At 57.0% G+C, this 17463-nt stretch carries 13 protein-coding genes; 3 read left to right on the forward strand and 10 right to left on the reverse strand.

Annotated elements, in window-relative coordinates:
• Nucleotides 1-15: 15 nt before the first annotated feature.
• Nucleotides 16-2247 (reverse strand): GTP diphosphokinase, encoded by a 2232-nt coding sequence (relA, locus tag ACMGGH_RS00865; RefSeq protein WP_028014256.1) that lies wholly within the window; start codon nt 2245-2247, stop codon nt 16-18.
• 51 nt (nt 2248-2298) lie between these two features.
• Nucleotides 2299-3597 carry a 23S rRNA (uracil(1939)-C(5))-methyltransferase RlmD gene (gene rlmD, locus ACMGGH_RS00870; protein WP_232948849.1) on the reverse strand — a complete coding sequence of 433 codons (1299 nt, stop codon included), beginning with the start codon at nt 3595-3597 and terminating at the stop codon, nt 2299-2301.
• A 57-nt stretch (nt 3598-3654) separates the two neighbouring features.
• On the opposite strand from rlmD, the gene barA reads away from it, so the two are divergent.
• The gene (barA, locus tag ACMGGH_RS00875; protein WP_048998526.1) at nt 3655-6414 is read left to right on the forward strand and encodes a two-component sensor histidine kinase BarA; all 2760 of its coding nucleotides are present in this window, start codon (nt 3655-3657) and stop codon (nt 6412-6414) included.
• Between the two features lie 89 nt (nt 6415-6503).
• Here barA and ACMGGH_RS00880 read toward each other — a convergent pair whose 3' ends face one another.
• The 8 genes from ACMGGH_RS00880 to syd all read right to left on the reverse strand — a co-directional run bounded on the left by ACMGGH_RS00880 (nt 6504) and on the right by syd (nt 14814).
• On the reverse strand, nt 6504-7643 hold the full coding sequence (locus ACMGGH_RS00880) for a glycerate kinase (RefSeq protein WP_207119355.1): 1140 nt from the start codon (nt 7641-7643) through the stop codon (nt 6504-6506).
• Nucleotides 7644-7720: 77 nt separating this feature from the next.
• Nucleotides 7721-9058: a glucarate dehydratase gene (gene gudD / locus ACMGGH_RS00885; RefSeq protein ID WP_045261271.1), complete on the reverse strand. Its 1338-nt coding sequence runs from the start codon at nt 9056-9058 to the stop codon at nt 7721-7723.
• A 15-nt stretch (nt 9059-9073) separates the two neighbouring features.
• Complete coding sequence (locus tag ACMGGH_RS00890) at nt 9074-10414, reverse strand: glucarate dehydratase family protein (RefSeq protein ID WP_232948885.1); 1341 nt, start codon at nt 10412-10414, stop codon at nt 9074-9076.
• On the reverse strand, nt 10414-11769 hold the full coding sequence (gudP, locus tag ACMGGH_RS00895) for a galactarate/glucarate/glycerate transporter GudP (RefSeq protein WP_041908405.1): 1356 nt from the start codon (nt 11767-11769) through the stop codon (nt 10414-10416). Before gudP ends, ACMGGH_RS00890 begins: the two co-directional genes overlap by 1 nt.
• A gap of 292 nt (nt 11770-12061) precedes the next feature.
• A complete protein-coding gene (locus ACMGGH_RS00900; protein WP_232948848.1) occupies nt 12062-12511 on the reverse strand; it encodes a flavodoxin in 450 nt (149 codons plus the stop codon).
• Between the two features lie 15 nt (nt 12512-12526).
• A complete protein-coding gene (gene truC, locus ACMGGH_RS00905) occupies nt 12527-13312 on the reverse strand; it encodes a tRNA pseudouridine(65) synthase TruC (RefSeq protein WP_232948847.1) in 786 nt (261 codons plus the stop codon).
• A complete protein-coding gene (locus ACMGGH_RS00910; protein ID WP_028014265.1) occupies nt 13309-13638 on the reverse strand; it encodes a YqcC family protein in 330 nt (109 codons plus the stop codon). Before ACMGGH_RS00910 ends, truC begins: the two co-directional genes overlap by 4 nt.
• Before the next feature lie 630 nt (nt 13639-14268).
• On the reverse strand, nt 14269-14814 hold the full coding sequence (syd, locus tag ACMGGH_RS00915; protein WP_232948846.1) for a SecY-interacting protein: 546 nt from the start codon (nt 14812-14814) through the stop codon (nt 14269-14271).
• A 69-nt stretch (nt 14815-14883) separates the two neighbouring features.
• On the opposite strand from syd, the gene queF reads away from it, so the two are divergent.
• Together queF and ppnN are read left to right on the forward strand one after the other, a co-directional pair.
• Entirely contained in the window at nt 14884-15726 is an 843-nt protein-coding gene (queF, locus tag ACMGGH_RS00920; RefSeq protein ID WP_232948845.1) for an NADPH-dependent 7-cyano-7-deazaguanine reductase QueF, read from the forward strand.
• 114 nt (nt 15727-15840) lie between these two features.
• The gene (gene ppnN, locus ACMGGH_RS00925; protein ID WP_023309027.1) at nt 15841-17205 is read left to right on the forward strand and encodes a nucleotide 5'-monophosphate nucleosidase PpnN; all 1365 of its coding nucleotides are present in this window, start codon (nt 15841-15843) and stop codon (nt 17203-17205) included.
• Nucleotides 17206-17463: the final 258 nt, after the last annotated feature.

The following is a 17463-nucleotide window of genomic DNA, read 5'->3' on the forward strand; positions in this document are numbered from 1 at the left end:
TACGGAAGAGGATGTTTAGCCGCCGTGCAGACGACGCGCGTCAATCACATCCGGCACCTGGTTCAGTTTGCCCAGCACGCGGCCGAGCACCTGCAGGTTGTAGATTTCGATGGTCATATCGATGGTGGCAAGCTGCTCGCGGGTATCGCTGCGGCTGGCGACGCCCAGCACGTTGACCTTCTCGTTGGCGAGAATGGTGGTGATGTCGCGCAGCAGCCCGCTGCGATCGTTGGCGGTGACGCGCACCACCAGCGAGTAACCGGCGGAGTAGCTCTCACCCCAGACCGCTTCCACGATACGCTCCGGCGCATGGGACTGCAGCTCCGCAAGCTGGTCGCAGTCGGAGCGGTGGATCGAGATCCCGCGCCCCTGGGTGATAAAGCCGACGATATCGTCCCCCGGAATCGGCTGGCAGCAGCGGGCAATGTGGTGCATCAGGTTGCCCACGCCCTCGACCACCACGCGGCCGTTGTCTTTGCTGCGCTGCTGCGGGGCATAGGTTTTCTGCTGCAGCTGCTTCAGCGCCGCCGCGTCCTGCTCTTCCGCGCTAGGCTTGTTGAACTGGGCCTGCAGGAAGTTGACCATCTGATTCAGACGGATATCACCGCCGCCAATCGCCGCCAGCAGCTCGTCCAGCTCGTTGAAGTTGTAGCGCGGCAGCAGGAATTTCTCTGCTTCTTTCAGGCTGATCCCGATATGCTCCAGCTCGTCGTCAAGGATCTGGCGACCGGCAAGAATGTTTTTGTCACGATCCTGCTTGCGGAACCAGGCGTGAATTTTGGAGCGCCCGCGGCTGGTGGTGACGTAACCGAGGTTCGGGTTAAGCCAGTCGCGGCTCGGGTTTGGCTGCTTCTGGGTAATGATTTCAATCTGGTCGCCCATCTGCAGCTGATAGGTAAACGGCACGATACGTCCGCCGATCTTCGCCCCGATGCAGCGGTGCCCCACGTCGCTGTGGATGTGGTAGGCAAAATCGAGCGGCGTGGAGCCAGCCGGCAGGTCGACAACGTCCCCTTTCGGGGTAAAGACGTAGACGCGGTCATCAAAGACCTGGCTGCGCACTTCGTCCAGCATCTCGCCGGAGTCGGCCATCTCCTCCTGCCACGCAATCAGCTTGCGCAGCCAGGCGATGCGGTCTTCGTGGCCGGAGCGTGCCCCGCCAGAAGTGCCCTCTTTGTACTTCCAGTGCGCGGCTACGCCCAGCTCGGCGTCTTCGTGCATCTGTTTGGTGCGGATTTGAATCTCGACCGTTTTGCCGCCGGGGCCAAGCACCACGGTATGGATAGACTGGTAGCCGTTCGGTTTTGGGTTCGCGACATAGTCGTCAAATTCATCCGGCAGGTGGCGGAAGTGAGTATGTACTATCCCCAGCGCGGCGTAGCAATCCTGCAGACGCTCCGCCACGATACGCACGGCGCGCACGTCAAACAGCTCGTCAAAGGCGAGGTGTTTCTTCTGCATTTTGCGCCAGATGCTGTAGATGTGCTTAGGCCGACCGTAAACTTCGGCACGCACATTCTCTTCTTTCATGGCCTGGCGCAGCCCGCTGACAAACTCGTCGATGTAGTGCTCACGATCGATACGGCGCTCATGCAGGAGTTTGGCAATGCGCTTGTATTCTGCCGGATGCAGATAGCGGAAGCAGTAATCTTCCAGCTCCCATTTCAGCTGACCAATACCTAAGCGGTTCGCCAGCGGCGCATAGATGTTCGTACACTCTTTGGCGGCCAGCACGCGCTCGTCTTCCGGCGCATCTTTCACTTCACGCAGGTGGGCAATACGCTCGGCCAGCTTGATGACCACGCAGCGAAAATCATCCACCATGGCCAGCAGCATCCGGCGGACGTTATCAACCTGCTCAGAGGAGACAGAATCGGTATGCGCGGCTTTTAGCTGGCGAATGGCCGCCATATCGCGCACGCCGTGGATCAGCGCAACGACGGATTTGCCGACGCTGTCGCGCAGCACGTCTTCGCTGACCACATCCGCATCCGCGAGGGGGAAGAGCAGCGCGGCCTGCAGCGTTTCGATGTCCATGTTCAGCATGGACAAGATTTCAACCATCTCCACGCCGCGCCATAAGAGAAGATCGGCATCCGGGTGTCCCTGCGTGGTGCGCAGACAGTAGGCCCAGGTTTCGGTTAAGCGTTCACACGACTGCTGGCTGGAAATTCCCAGACTTGCGATCCATTTTTGTGGGTCAAACTCCCCAGCTTTATTGAGATGTGCACTTCTTACCGCAACCATTGTCCTCTCCTTTAGGGACCAGGGCCTGTCGAAGTCGACAAGCCAAACAAATTAGATGTGCTCGAACAACGCCATCGATTCCAGATGTCCAGTGTGCGGGAACATGTCCAGCATTGCCAGACGCCGAATCTGGTAACCCGTGCTGATTAACGCCTCACTGTCACGGGCAAGCGTTGCCGGGTTACAGGAAACATAGACCACACGCCTGGGCGCGAGTTTAATAATATGCGCCATGACGCCTGGGGCACCTGCACGCGCCGGGTCGAGCAGGATTTTGTCGAAACCCTGCTTTGCCCACGGCTGTTGAGTGACATCTTCCTCAAGATTTTGATGAAAGAATGTCACATTTTGCAAGCCGTTCTGCTCTGCGTTTTCCTGGCCTTTGACCACCAGCGCCTCAACGCCTTCCACCCCGACCACGCTTGCCGCTCTGCGCGCCAGCGGCAGGGTAAAGTTACCCATGCCGCAGAACAGATCGAGCACACGGTCAGTGGGCTGTACGTCAAGCCATTCCAGGGCCTTCGCCACCATTTGCTGGTTTATGCCGTCGTTGACCTGGATAAAATCACGCGGACTGAACGTTAAGCGTAGCCCGTCTGACGCATACCAGGGAGCTTCGCCCGATACCTGTTCAAGTATCTCGCTTTGCGGCGCGAGGAAAAGCGCAAGCTCATGAGAATGCGAAAAGCGTTCCAGTTTTTCGCGATCTTTTTTCGACAGCGGCACGGTATGGCGCAGCACCATCAGCGGGCCGTTGTTCGCCAGCACCAGTTCAACGTGGCCCAATGAACGCACCCCGTCGAGCGATGCAAGACAGCGGTGCACGTCCGGAAGTAACGCCTCAAGATGGGGCACCAAAATGGGGCACCGCTTCACGTCAACAATATCGCTGGAGGCCGCTTTGCGAAAACCCATCTCCAGCCGCTCCGTTTTGGGCTGATAGCTCAGGCTCAGGCGCGCGCGGCGGCGATAGCCCCAGGGCTCATCGGCGATAATCTCGTCAACTTCGTGTTTAAGGAGGCGCGCCAGCGCGCGGCTTTTACTTTTTTGCTGTAATTCTGTGCTCGCATGCTGTTGCTGGCAGCCTCCGCACACGCCAAAATGTGGACAGCGGGGCTCCACGCGCTCCGGGCTCGCGTTGAGGCGACGCTTCACGTGTCCGCGCGCGTACTGACGCTTGTCTTCCGTCAGCGTAATTTCTGCTCGTTCTCCTGGCAGCAAACCTGTTATAAACAGAGTCTTACCGTTGTGACGAGCCACTCCCTGACCAAACGGATCAAGGTCCGTGGCTTCAACAGTAATGATTTGACGCGTCGTCACGCGTCGCTTTGCAGAGTAGAATTGCGCCATCGCCGAGATTTTTCTCACATAAACATAATTATCTTAATTGTCCCATAACGGAACGCCATGACCAACTACAGCCTGCGCGCGCGCATGATGATTTTGATCCTCGCCCCCACCGTTCTCATCGGTTTGCTGCTGAGTATCTTCTTTGTGGTGCACCGCTATAACGATTTGCAGCGACAGCTGGAGGACGCAGGCGCCAGCATTATCGAACCGCTTGCCGTCTCCAGCGAGTACGGCATGAACCTGCAAAACCGCGAATCCATTGGGCAGTTAATCAGCGTGCTCCACCGTCGCCACTCGGATATCGTCCGTGCCATTTCCGTCTACGACGAACATAACCGCCTGTTTGTCACCTCAAACTTTCATCTCGATCCGGCGGCCCTGAAAATCCCGGACGGAACGCCCTTCCCGCGACACCTCACCGTCTTGCGGCGCGGCGATATCATGATCCTGCGCACGCCGATCGTGTCGGAAAGCTATTCACCCGATGAGTCTGCGCAATCCGATGCCAAATCCAGCAATAACATGCTGGGATATGTAGCGCTTGAGCTGGATCTCAAGTCGGTACGGCTGCAGCAGTACAAAGAAATTTTTATCTCCGGCGTGATGATGCTGTTCTGCATTGGTATTGCGCTGATCTTCGGCTGGCGTCTGATGCGCGACGTCACGGGCCCCATCCGCAACATGGTTAATACCGTTGACCGCATCCGCCGGGGACAGCTCGACAGCCGCGTGGAAGGGTTTATGCTGGGCGAGCTGGATATGCTGAAAAATGGCATTAACTCGATGGCGATGTCGCTGGCGGCCTATCACGAAGAGATGCAGCATAACGTTGACCAGGCCACCTCTGACCTGCGCGAAACGCTGGAGCAGATGGAGATCCAGAACGTTGAGCTGGATCTGGCGAAAAAGCGCGCTCAGGAAGCGGCGCGTATTAAGTCTGAGTTTCTGGCCAATATGTCGCACGAGCTGCGTACGCCGCTGAATGGCGTGATCGGCTTTACCCGCCTGACCCTGAAAAGCGAGCTGAATCCTACTCAGCGGGATCACCTGCACACCATTGAACGTTCGGCCAATAACCTGCTGGCGATCATTAACGACGTGCTGGACTTCTCCAAGCTGGAGGCGGGCAAACTGATTCTGGAAAGTATTCCCTTCCCGCTGCGCAGTACGCTCGATGAAGTGGTGACGCTACTCGCGCACTCGTCGCACGACAAGGGCCTTGAGCTAACGCTTAATATTAAAAACGACGTGCCGGACAACGTTATTGGCGATCCGCTGCGCCTGCAGCAGGTCATTACCAATCTTGTCGGGAATGCGATTAAATTCACCGAAAGCGGCAACATCGACATCCTGGTAGAAAAACGCGCCATCAGTAATAACAAGGTGCAGATTGAGGTTCAAATCCGCGATACCGGTATCGGCATTCCGGAGCGGGATCAGTCGCGTCTGTTCCAGGCCTTCCGTCAGGCAGACGCCAGCATCTCCCGCCGCCATGGCGGTACTGGATTGGGGCTGGTGATCACGCAGAGGCTGGTAAACGAGATGGGCGGCGATATCTCTTTCCACAGCCAGCCAAACCGCGGCTCAACCTTCTGGTTCCATATTAACCTCGACCTCAATCCGAACGTGCTGACCGACGGCCCGGTGACGGACTGTCTGAAAGGTAAGCGCCTGGCCTACGTCGAGCCTAACGCGGCAGCGGCGCAGTGCGCGCTGGATATTTTAAGCACCACGCCGCTGGAGGTGGTTTACAGTCCAACCTTCTCAGCCCTGGCCGTTGATCATTACGACATTTTGCTGATGGGGATCCCGGTGACCTTCACCGGCGAGCTGACCATGCAGCAGGAGCGGCTGGCGAAAGCCGCGTCGATGACCGACTATCTGCTGCTGGCGCTGCCCTGCCATGCCCAGCTTAATGCGGAAGAGTTGAAAAACGACGGTGCGGCCGCGTGCCTGCTTAAACCACTCACCGCGACCCGCCTGCTGCCCGCCCTTACGGAGTATTGCCGTCTTAGCCAGCACGCACTGCCGTTGATTAACGACGAGCAAAAACTGCCCATGAGCGTGATGGCGGTGGATGATAATCCGGCAAACCTGAAGCTAATCGGCGTATTGCTGGAAGACCAGGTTCAGCATGTTGAGCTGTGTACCAGCGGCGCCCAGGCGGTTGAACTGGCTAAACAGATGCAGTTCGACTTAATTCTGATGGATATTCAGATGCCGGGCATGGATGGCATTCGTGCCTGCGAGCTGATCCACCAGCTCCCGCATCAGCAGCAAACCCCGGTGATTGCGGTCACCGCGCATGCGATGGCCGGTCAGAAAGAGAAGCTACTGAGCGCCGGGATGAATGATTACCTGGCGAAACCTATCGACGAAGAGAAGCTTCATAACCTGCTGTTACGCTATAAGCCGGGGCACATTGGCGGAACATATACGGTTTTCAGCGAGCCGGTTGAGGTAAGCGTTAATCAAAATGCGACCTTTGACTGGCAGCTGGCGCTGCGCCAGGCGGCAGGTAAACCCGATTTAGCGCGAGAGATGCTGCAAATGCTGGTCGCGTTTCTGCCGGAGATCCGAAATAAGGTTGAAGAACAGCTGGTGGGCGAGAACCCGGAAGAGCTGCTGGAAGCGATCCACAAGCTGCACGGCAGCTGCGGCTACAGCGGCGTACCGCGGCTGAAAAACCTCTGCCAGCTGCTGGAGCAGCAGCTGCGCGCGGGTACGCCGGAATCGGAGCTTGAACCGGAGTTCCTGGAACTGCTTGATGAGATGGATAACGTGACGCGGGAAGCGATGAAGGTGTTGGGGAGCTGAGGGAAAAGCCCGGTGGCGCTACGCTTACCGGGCCTACAGGTGCGCTAACGTAGGCCGGGTAAGGCGAAGCCACCACCCGGCAATCACAGTTAAAATGCCTGCCCTACTTTCAGCACCGCCGCGATATTCCTTGCGGCCATCTGTACATTCGCGCTGGCATTTTCCAGCGCGTCCTCCAGCGAGCAGATGGTGTAGATTACGCTAAACACCGCGTCTAAGCCGTGATCGTGTACCACGCCAACATCCGCCGTCAGGCTGCCTGCAATGCCGATAACGGGCTTATTAAAGCGTTTCGCCACTTTCGCCACTCCTACCGGCACTTTGCCATGGATCGTCTGGCTGTCGATGCGGCCTTCCCCGGTGATCACCAGATCCGCATCGGCCACCTGGTCGGCCAGGTTTAGCGCATCGGTCACAATCTCAATGCCCTGGCGCAACTGCGCGCCACAAAAAGCGTACAGCGCTGCGCCCATGCCACCCGCCGCACCGCCGCCAGCAAGGTTGAGCACATCAATGTCCAGATCCCGGGCAATGACTCTCGCATAGTGCGCAAGCGCGTTGTCCAGGGTGACGATCATCTCGGGTGTGGCGCCCTTTTGCGGGCCAAATACCGCTGACGCGCCATCCTTACCGGTGAGCGGATTCGTCACATCGCAGGCGACTTCTATCCGGCACTCCGCCAGACGCTGGTCGAGGCCGCTCAGGTCGATCCGCGCAAGCTTATCCAGCTCGCCCCCGCCCTGCCCCAGCGGCTGTTCATTGTCGTCCAGCAGCTTCGCCCCCAGCGCCTGCACCATCCCGGCGCCGCCGTCATTGGTGGCGCTGCCACCGATACCGATGATGATATGCTTAACGCCCGCATCCAGCGCATGGCGGATAAGTTCCCCCGTGCCCCAGGAGGTCGTTTTCAGAGGGTCACGCAGTGAAGGGGCTACCAGTTCCAGACCGCTTGCCGCCGCCATTTCAATAAAGGCGCTCTGCTCGTCACCGGATATCCCATAAAACCCTTCCACACGCTCGCCCAGCGGACCGGTCACCGGAACGTGCACAATGCGTCCCCGGGTTGCCGCGATCATCGCCTCAACCGTGCCTTCACCTCCATCAGCGACCGGCAGTTTGACGTACTCCGCCTCAGGGAAAATCTCGCGAAAACCGCGCTCGATCGCTGTCGCAACCTCAAGCGCACTCAAACTTTCCTTATACGAGTCCGGTGCGATAACAATTTTCATAAGCCATCCTTACGCATAGTCGTTACGTTAAGCATACACCACGTAGGAAACCGCTCATGGGAGCGGTCCCAATGCGTTTATCGTACCATGCACGGACGTTTATTGTCGAATGTCCAGTCAGGGATCAGGTACTGCATCGCCATCGCGTCGTCGCGCGCGCCCAGACCGTGTTTCTGATACAGCTCGTGTGCTTTCATTACCTGATCCATATCCAGCTCAACGCCCAACCCCGGCGTGGACGGCACCTGCACCATGCCACCTTTGATCTCAAACGGCTCTTTGGTGAGGCGCTGATTACCCTCCTGCCAGATCCAGTGCGTGTCGATAGCGGTAATGGTGCCCGGCGCGGCGGCGGCAACGTGGGTAAACATCGCCAGCGACACGTCAAAATGGTTGTTGGAGTGCGAACCCCAGGTCAGGCCAAACTCGTGGCACATCTGCGCCACGCGCACCGAGCCCTGCATTGTCCAGAAGTGCGGGTCCGCCAGTGGGATATCCACCGATTGCAGAGACAGCGTGTGCCCCATCTGACGCCAGTCGGTGGCGATCATATTGGTCGCGGTCGGTAGCCCCGTAGCGCGACGGAATTCCGCCATGACTTCGCGGCCCGAAAAGCCTTGCTCAGCCCCGCACGGATCTTCCGCGTACGCCAGCACGCCTTTCAGCTGCTTGCCAATATCGATCGCTTCATCAAGCGACCACGCGCCGTTCGGATCCAGCGTCACGCGCGCCTGCGGGAAACGTTTTGCCAGCGCGGTAATGGCTTCCGCCTCCTCTTCCCCCGCCAGCACGCCGCCTTTCAGTTTGAAATCATTGAAGCCATATTTTTCATACGCGGCTTCTGCCAGCCGCACCACCGCATCCGGGGTCATCGCTTCTTCGTGACGTACGCGGTACCAGTCACATTGCTCATCCGGCTGGCTCTGATACGGCAGCGGCGTCAGCTTGCGGTCGCCGACAAAGAACAGATAGCCGAGCATCTCCACTTCACTGCGCTGCTGGCCCTCGCCCAGCAGCGACGCGACGTTAACGCCCAGGTGCTGGCCCAGCAGATCCAGCATCGCGGCTTCAATGCCGGTCACCACGTGGATAGTGGTGCGCAAATCGAAGGTTTGCAGGCCGCGGCCGCCGGCATCGCGATCGGCAAAGGTATTGCGCACGGTGTTGAGGACATTTTTGTACTCACCCAGCGTTTTGCCCACCACCAGCGGAATGGCATCCTCCAGCGTTTTGCGGATCTTCTCCCCGCCCGGAATTTCCCCCACGCCGGTATGGCCGGCATTGTCTTTGATAATGACAATATTGCGCGTGAAGAACGGCGCATGCGCCCCGCTCAGGTTCATCAGCATGCTGTCATGACCTGCGACCGGAATGATTTGCATGGAGGTGACGACAGGGGTCGTAAAAGTACTCATCGTGTAATCCTTTTATCAGTGACGTCCAAAAACAGGGCGCTTACGGTCAAATATCCAGCCGGGGATAAGGTACTGCATCGGGCCCGCGTCGTTACGCGCGCCGCCCGGTAGCTTTTTATACGCCTCATTGGCTTGATGAACCTGATCCCAGTCAAGCTCCACGCCCAGCCCCGGCGCATCGGGTACGGCAATTTTACCGTTTTTGATCTCCAGCGAATTTTTCGTCAGGCGAGCTTCGCCTTCCTGCCAAATCCAGTGGGTGTCGATGGCGGTCGGGTTACCCGGCGCCGCCGCGCCAACGTGGGTAAACATTGCCAGCGAGATATCGAAATGGTTGTTGGAGTGGCAGCCCCAGGTCAGGCCCCAGTCATCGCACAGCTGCGCCACGCGAACCGCGCCGGAGAGCGTCCAGAAGTGCGGGTCTGCCAGCGGAATGTCGACGGCGTTCAGCATCACCGCGTGGCCCATTTCGCGCCAGTTGGTGGCGATCATGTTGGTTGCGACCGGCAGTCCAGTGGCGCGGCGGAATTCCGCCATCACCTCGCGGCCAGAGAAGCCCTGCTCCGCGCCGCACGGGTCTTCCGCGTAGGTCAGCACGTCACCGAGACCTTTACACAGGCTAATCGCCTCATCCAGCAGCCAGGCGCCGTTCGGGTCAACGGTGATGCGCGCCTCCGGGAAGCGTTTTTTCAGCGCCCGGGCCGTTTCAATCTCCTGCTCGCCGGGCAGCACGCCGCCTTTCAGCTTGAAATCCTTAAAGCCGTAGCGATCCTGCGCAGCTTCAGCCAGGCGCACAACCGTCTCGCTGGACAGCGCTTCCTGATGGCGTAGCTGATACCAGTCGTGGTCACCCGGTGAACGAGCCAGATAGGGGAGATCGGTTTTATTGCGATCGCCAACGTAGAACAGATAGCCCAGCACGGTGACCGCATCGCGCTGTTTGCCTGGCCCCAGCAGTTCACAGACCGGAACGTTAAGGGCTTTACCGAGTAAATCCAGCAGCGCCGCTTCCAGGGCGGCGACCGCATTGACGCGCAGTTCAAACGTCCACGCGCCCTTGCCGAAGGTATCAAAGTCCGCCGACTGATTGCCCTTATGCACCCGCTGAACCACCTTGTTCAGACGAGCCACTTCCTGACCCACGACCTGTGGAATAGCCTCTACCAGGGTCTGGTAGATCACTTCCCCGCCGGGGGCTTCACCCACCCCGGTATTGCCTGCGCTATCGGTCAGCACCACGATATTGCGGGTAAACCATGCGTTATGCGCGCCGCCAATATTGAGCAGCATGCTGTCCTGACCGGCCACCGGGATAACTTTCATTTCCGTGACGATAGGGCTTGATTGTGTTGTCATCATCCGCGCTCCACAACAGGTTTAAGTTCGACGCGTTTAATATCGCCCACCAGCACCAGGTAACTCAGCACCGCCACCAGGGCATGCACACCAACGTAGATTAGCGCGCCGTTGAAAGACCCCGTGGTGCCGACGATGTAGCCGATAGCGATAGGCGTGACAATCCCGGAAACGTTGCCGAACATATTGAACAGACCGCCGCTCAGGCCGCTGATCTCTTTCGGTGCCGTATCCGCCATCACCGCCCAGCCCAGCGCGCCAATCCCTTTGCCGAAGAAGGCCATCGCCATAAAGCCGATAATCATCCACTCGGCACTGACGTAGTTACAGAACACCATGGTCATGGAGAGCAGCATGCCGAGCACAATCGGCGTTTTACGCGCGATGTTCAGCGAACCCGTGCGGCGCATCAGCCAGTCGGAAATGACCCCGCCAAGCACGCCGCCGATGAAGCCGCAGATTGCCGGGACCGAGGCAACAAACCCCGCTTTGAGGATCGACATGCCGCGCGCCTGCACCAGATAAACCGGGAACCAGGTGATAAAGAAGTAGGTTAAAGCGTTGATACAGTACTGACCGAGATAGATACCGATCATCATGCGCGAGCCGACGAGCTGCTTGATCTGCGCCCATTTCTGGCTGAAGGGGACTTTTGCTTTGTCAGATTTCTGATCCATATTGATCAGCGCCCCGCCCTCAGCAATGTATTCCAGCTCCTTCTTGTTCACGCCAGGGTGCTGATTCGGTTCGTGGATCACTTTCAGCCAGATAAAGCTGATGACGATCCCAAGCCCGCCCATAAAGAAGAAGACGTGCGACCAGCCCACCTCATGCGTCAGCCAGCCCATAATGGGCGCAAAGATCACCGTCGCGAAATACTGGGCGGAGTTAAAAATTGCCACCGCTGTTCCCCTCTCCTGCGCAGGAAACCAGGCCGCGACAATGCGGCTGTTGCCCGGGAAGGAAGGGGCTTCCGCCAGGCCTACCAGAAAGCGCAGCGTAAAGAGCGCCACGATAATGCCAAAGCCGCTGAAGATATCGACGAAACCTTGCAAAAGGGTAAAAGCAGACCAGATAAAGATGGACCAGAAATAGACGCGTTTAGAGCCAAAACGGTCCAGCAGCCAGCCGCCAGGAATTTGGCCGATGACGTAGGCCCACGAGAATGCAGAGAAAACGTAACCCATGCCCACCGGATCAAGGCCGATGTCTTTTGCCATTTCCGAGCCGGCAATCGACAGCGTGGCGCGGTCACCATAGTTAAAGGACGTGACGATAAACAGCATCACCACTATCCAGTAGCGGGCGTTAGTGCGCTTTTCAGCGCTGCTCGCTGCGTGGCTTAATGTACTCATTGTTGCACTCCTGAAACATAGCTTTCGCCTGTTCATTCTGTACAGCACCGGTAGGGTAATCAGAATGAGATAAGTTTTGTCGTTTTAGTACGGCCTGAAGCCGTTTTATTGTGACCGGAAAAGTATATGAAGGAGTGACAGGTTCGCTCACCGTGCAGAAACACAACATTGAGGAGTGTGGGGAACGTGGTTTGAGGCATAAGCCCAAAGCAGTGGAAGATACTTCACGGAATTGAGGATTTGATGCGGCTTTGTTGCCGGGTGGCGGCTACGCCTTACCCGGCCTACGAAACTATTTAAGTAGCGTTACCCAGTGTTCAACCCACGGGTTCGACTCGCTTTCGGGTTCAGGATGCTCACCGGCATCAATCAACAGCATCTCGCCGACGCGCTGGGCGCTCTGTTCCTGAAGAAGCGCATCGAACTGCTTGCCGCCGCCGCAGAAGTTGGCGTAAGAGCTATCGCCCAGGGCAATGATGCCGTAGTGAACGTCCGGCTGGTAGCCAAGCCGATCTTTAATGCCCTGGAAAAGCGGCACGATACTGTCCGGAAGATCGCCCTGACCGGTGGTGGAGGTCACTACCAGAATGTATTTATCTTTATACTTTTCCCAGTCCGCCAGTTCCGGGTCTTCATAGACCGTGGCTTTATGGCCCTGGCTTGTCAAAATCGCCTCAGCCTCTTCCGCTACCAGCAGCGAGTTGCCATACATCGTGCCGACAAAAATGCCTACTTCAGCCATGCTTTGCTCCCGTAATTATTGCGCTTGCCGTTCATCCTGAACGTTGCCTGATACAAACTCAACCCTTTCATTTTCGGGGAGTTGTCCCCGCCAGCCAAACTGTGACAGCGCCTGCATCCAGACGTCGTCCAGCCCGGCACGAATAATCAGTGGTTCACCGGTAAACGGGTGAATCAGGCTAAGCTCGCTGGCGTGCAGCATCAGTCTGTTACAGCCAAAATGCTCTGCCGCGCTGCGGTTCTGGCGCAGATCGCCGTGCTTGCTGTCGCCAATAATCGGGTGGCGCAGGTGCGCAAGATGACGGCGAAGCTGGTGCTTGCGTCCGGTTTTGGGCAAAAGCTCAACCAGGCTGTAGCGTGTGGTGGGGAATTTGCTGGTTGCTACCGGCATTTCCGTTGTCGCCATGCCGCGATAATCCGTCACCGCGGGCTGCGGGCCTTTGTCATCGCGGGCAAATTTATCGGCGATTTTGTCCAGCTCCTCCACCAGCGGATAGTCCAGCGTGGCGGATTCGGTCAGCCAGCCACGAACGATCGCGTGGTAGCGCTTCTGGATCTGGTGCTGTTCGAACTGCTGCGCCAGCAGGCGGCCCGCCTCGCTGGAAAGCCCCATCAGCAGCACGCCGGAAGTCGGTCTGTCGAGGCGGTGCGCGGTAAACACATGCTGACCAATCTGGTCGCGCACGGTTTGCATCACCACCACTTTCTCATCGCGATCCAGCCAGCTGCGGTGCACCAGCCAGCCAGACGGTTTATTCACCGCCACCAGCCACTCGTCCTGATAGAGGATTTCCAGCGTCATGCCTCTTCACCGGCAAACAGGGCGTCCAGTTTTTCCAGCTCAACCAGCATCACATCGCGAGCAGGGTGCGTCGCCTCAAGCGCCATTTCATAGTAGGGAGAAACGGCGAACGCCTGCGGCAAAGGGTGGCCGCCTTCCAGCAGCGCGTGCATGCGCGGAATTAATACCCACTGGAGCCACTCGAACGGTGCCAGCGTATCCAGGCAGAATGGCTGGGTACTGGCAAACGCTTCCGGATTCGGCGCGGTCTCCTGCCACAGCTGATGCTGGCGCAAAAGGGCTTCGATGGCGTGCAACTGAGCACGAACGCTATCGTGTTGCGTCATAGTAACCTCAACTGAAAAAGTGAACGGCGCGCAGCATAGCATTGCGGAAGACAGAAATAAAAAAGGGAGCACTGTAAAAACAGTGCTCCCGGTTCGTTTCGCAGCATTCCAGCTACAATTCGTGCTCCCTGCTCTTCCGTGACAACTTTTCCTGATGCCCGAAGGCCTGGTCATCCTTATACCTTTTGCATCCTGCACACATCTTCCTGACGTGTTTGTTTCATCCTGAAACGTCCTGGCCTTCCTGACCCACCGACCATCCTGTTCGGTTCTCGTTCTCCTTCCTGGAGGTGTCCCTTACGCGTCCTGCGTTATCCTTTTGCTTCATCCTGAAGCCTTCCTGCAGCGCCATCCTGACGTGTCCTGAGTAAGAAACGCCATCATCCTGATGTTCGTTTCTCGTGTCGGCGTCCTGTCGACGGAGATAGAATCCGCTATTCCGCTTCGTCTTACAACCCACCCTTGCAGCACTGTAAGCCGTAAGAAATCCCTATAAAAGATGCGATGAACAACTAATTCTTTGAAAAACAGAGTGATATTAATCTGAATTAAATAAGGCAATACTGAATGATCCAGCGATCTCTCACAAACCTTGTAAGAGATCTCTCACACGCGTCGTAGCATCATGGATTACAGAAGTGGCTCAAGCCGGGTAAGGAAATCCGCAAGAGAGGGGGCGAGCGTTTCGCGATTGCGGGTACCGATGGTCTCTTTAATCACTTCCCCGGACAGGTTGCAGACGGATATCACATCCAGTTCGCTGTCCAGCGTGGCAATAAAGAGCGTCGGAGAAAGCTTAAGGCGTTTTTGCGTGACCAGATGACCAATCAGGTTTTCCTGAACACGCTGCAGATCGTCTTCGCTCCAGGTCTGCAACAGCGTCAGCGTCAAATCACCCAAGCGCGCGGGCATATCCCCTGCGAACTGCGTGGCATAAAACGCGTGAACCGCTTGTTGTACCACAAGGTCCATAGCCCGTTCAACCGCATTTACATTTTGCTCAGCGGTATTGGGCTTCGGCTGCCAGATAACATAGTCATCCTGCGAAGAGATAATGCACGGCGACGGCACGCCATATAAATCAGCGCTTTGCGGCCATGTTCCGTGCTTTTCATGCCACGCGTCGCAATAGCGGGTTGTGAAGGTAGTAAGGGCATTTGCAGTTTCGATGTCCACCGATTTCTCTCTTCTTGTAAGACAGGATAAACTCTGCCCATAAGTGTACCTGTAAAGTGGCTATGAAACATGTCTTACGAAAATCATCAGGCGTTAACCGGCCTAACGCTGGGTAAATCGACCGATTACCGCGATACCTACGATGCAAGCCTGCTGCAGGGCGTGCCGCGCAGCCTGAACCGCGATCCTCTTGGACTGCATGCGGACGCATTGCCGTTTGTCGGCGGCGATATCTGGACGCTGTACGAACTCTCCTGGCTTAACGCGCGCGGTCTGCCGCAGGTGGCCGTGGGCCACGTTGAGCTGGACTATGCCAGCGTGAACCTGGTCGAGTCCAAAAGCTTTAAACTCTATCTCAACAGCTTCAACCAGACCCGATTCAACAGCTGGGACGAGGTTCAGCAAACGCTGGAGCGGGATTTAGCCGCCTGCGCGCAGGGGAACGTGTCCGTCTCGTTATACCGCCTGCAAGAGCTGGAAGGACAGCCCATTGCCCATTTCCACGGAACCTGCATCGACGAGCAGGACATCGAGGTGGAGAATTATGAATTCAGCGCCGATTACCTCGAAAACGCGGCGAGCGGAAAAGTGGTTGAAGAGACGCTGGTCAGCCATTTGCTGAAGTCCAACTGCCTGATTACCCACCAGCCGGACTGGGGTTCGGTGCAGATCGAGTACCGCGGCCCGAAAATTGACCGGGAAAAACTGCTGCGCTATCTGGTGTCGTTCCGCCATCACAACGAATTTCACGAGCAGTGCGTGGAGCGTATTTTTAACGATATTCAGCGTTTCTGCCAGCCGGAGAAACTGAGCGTTTATGCACGCTATACCCGCCGTGGCGGGCTGGACATTAACCCGTGGCGCACCAACACCGATTTTGTGCCAGCAACGGGCCGGCTGGTGCGTCAATAATATAAATATTTTCACAATATGCGTGCGGTATTCCGCCGAAGTGTTGTGAAACGTCACGTGCCAGGGCTATTGTAATCAAAGGGAATGACGATAATCGTCCCATAAGGAGCTCACTTGATTACACATATTAGCCCGCTTGGCTCAATGGATATGTTGTCGCAGCTGGAAGTGGACATGCTTAAACGCACGGCCAGCAGCGATCTTTATCAACTGTTTCGTAACTGTTCACTTGCCGTACTGAACTCCGGAAGCCTGACAGATAACAGCAAAGAACTGCTGTCCCGCTTCGAAAGCTTTGATATTAACGTGCTGCGCCGCGAGCGTGGCGTGAAACTGGAAGTGATCAACCCGCCGGAAGAGGCCTTTGTCGACGGACGTATCATTCGTTCCCTCCAGGCCAACCTGTTTGCCGTCCTGCGCGACATCCTGTTTGTTAACGGGCAGATTCACAACGCGGGCCGCTTCCAGCATCTCGACCTGGAAAGCTCCGTTCATATCACCAACCTGGTGTTCTCTATTCTGCGCAACGCCCGCGCCCTGCACGTTGGCGAAGCACCAAACATGGTCGTCTGCTGGGGCGGCCACTCGATTAACGAAACCGAATATCTCTATGCCCGTCGGGTCGGAACGCAGCTTGGCCTGCGCGAGCTGAATATCTGTACCGGCTGTGGTCCGGGTGCAATGGAAGCACCAATGAAAGGTGCAGCCGTGGGTCATGCGCAGCAGCGTTACAAAGAGGGGCGGTTTATCGGCATGACCGAGCCGTCAATCATCGCCGCTGAGCCGCCTAACCCGCTGGTCAATGAGCTGATTATCATGCCGGATATCGAGAAGCGTCTTGAGGCGTTTGTTCGTATCGCTCACGGGATTATCATCTTCCCGGGCGGCGTGGGAACGGCGGAAGAGCTGCTCTATCTGCTGGGGATTCTGATGAACCCGGCCAACAAAGATCAGGTTCTACCGCTGATCCTGACCGGCCCGAAAGAGAGCGCCGACTACTTCCGCGTGCTGGACGAGTTTATCGTGCATACGCTGGGAGAAGCCGCGCGTCGTCACTATCGCATCATCATTGATGACGCGGCGGAAGTGGCGCGCCAGATGAAAAAAGCGATGCCGCTGGTGAAAGAGAATCGTCGTGATACCGGTGATGCGTACAGCTTTAACTGGTCAATCCGTATTGCGCCTGACCTGCAGATCCCGTTCGAGCCGACCCATGAAAATATGGCGAACCTGAAACTCTACCCGGACCAGCCGGTGGAAGTGCTGGCCGCCGACCTGCGTCGCGCCTTCTCCGGGATTGTGGCGGGCAACGTGAAGGAGATGGGCATCCGCGCGATTGAGCAGTATGGTCCGTACAAGATCCACGGCGACCCGGAGATGATGCGCCGTATGGACGACATGCTTCAGGGCTTTGTGGCTCAACACCGCATGAAGTTGCCGGGTTCAGCCTACATTCCGTGCTACGAAATCTGCACGTAACGCTCAGTTTCTTCTTCTCAAAGCCGGGGCACCCTGTAGCGGGTCCCGGCTTTTTTATTAGCGAATCAATTCATAGGCCTCACTTATAACTTAAACAAACTTACGGCGAACGCAATCGATTACCTCCATTTAACAACCGTAATTTATCAGCCTTAAACTAAATTACTCGCAAGAAAATCCTAAAAACCCATATCTTTACAGCGGAAGACACCTATATTACGGGCCGCTCTTTTAGCCCACATGTCGTTGGTGGTAGCC

The organism is Enterobacter sp. BNK-16 (genome assembly GCF_048684955.1).
In the GTDB taxonomy this organism is placed as follows: domain Bacteria; phylum Pseudomonadota; class Gammaproteobacteria; order Enterobacterales; family Enterobacteriaceae; genus Enterobacter; species Enterobacter bugandensis.

Bases quoted from the DNA above. Each gene is read 5' to 3' on its own strand.
- relA (WP_028014256.1), bottom strand. From the start codon at position 2,247: ATGGTTGCGGTAAGAAGTGCACATCTCAATAAAGCTGGGGAGTTTGAC.
- rlmD (WP_232948849.1), bottom strand. From the start codon at position 3,597: ATGGCGCAATTCTACTCTGCAAAGCGACGCGTGACGACGCGTCAAATC.
- barA (WP_048998526.1), top strand. From the start codon at position 3,655: ATGACCAACTACAGCCTGCGCGCGCGCATGATGATTTTGATCCTCGCC.
- ACMGGH_RS00880 (WP_207119355.1), bottom strand. From the start codon at position 7,643: ATGAAAATTGTTATCGCACCGGACTCGTATAAGGAAAGTTTGAGTGCG.
- gudD (WP_045261271.1), bottom strand. From the start codon at position 9,058: ATGAGTACTTTTACGACCCCTGTCGTCACCTCCATGCAAATCATTCCG.
- ACMGGH_RS00890 (WP_232948885.1), bottom strand. From the start codon at position 10,414: ATGACAACACAATCAAGCCCTATCGTCACGGAAATGAAAGTTATCCCG.
- gudP (WP_041908405.1), bottom strand. From the start codon at position 11,769: ATGAGTACATTAAGCCACGCAGCGAGCAGCGCTGAAAAGCGCACTAAC.
- ACMGGH_RS00900 (WP_232948848.1), bottom strand. From the start codon at position 12,511: ATGGCTGAAGTAGGCATTTTTGTCGGCACGATGTATGGCAACTCGCTG.
- truC (WP_232948847.1), bottom strand. From the start codon at position 13,312: ATGACGCTGGAAATCCTCTATCAGGACGAGTGGCTGGTGGCGGTGAAT.
- ACMGGH_RS00910 (WP_028014265.1), bottom strand. From the start codon at position 13,638: ATGACGCAACACGATAGCGTTCGTGCTCAGTTGCACGCCATCGAAGCC.
- queF (WP_232948845.1), top strand. From the start codon at position 14,884: ATGTCTTACGAAAATCATCAGGCGTTAACCGGCCTAACGCTGGGTAAA.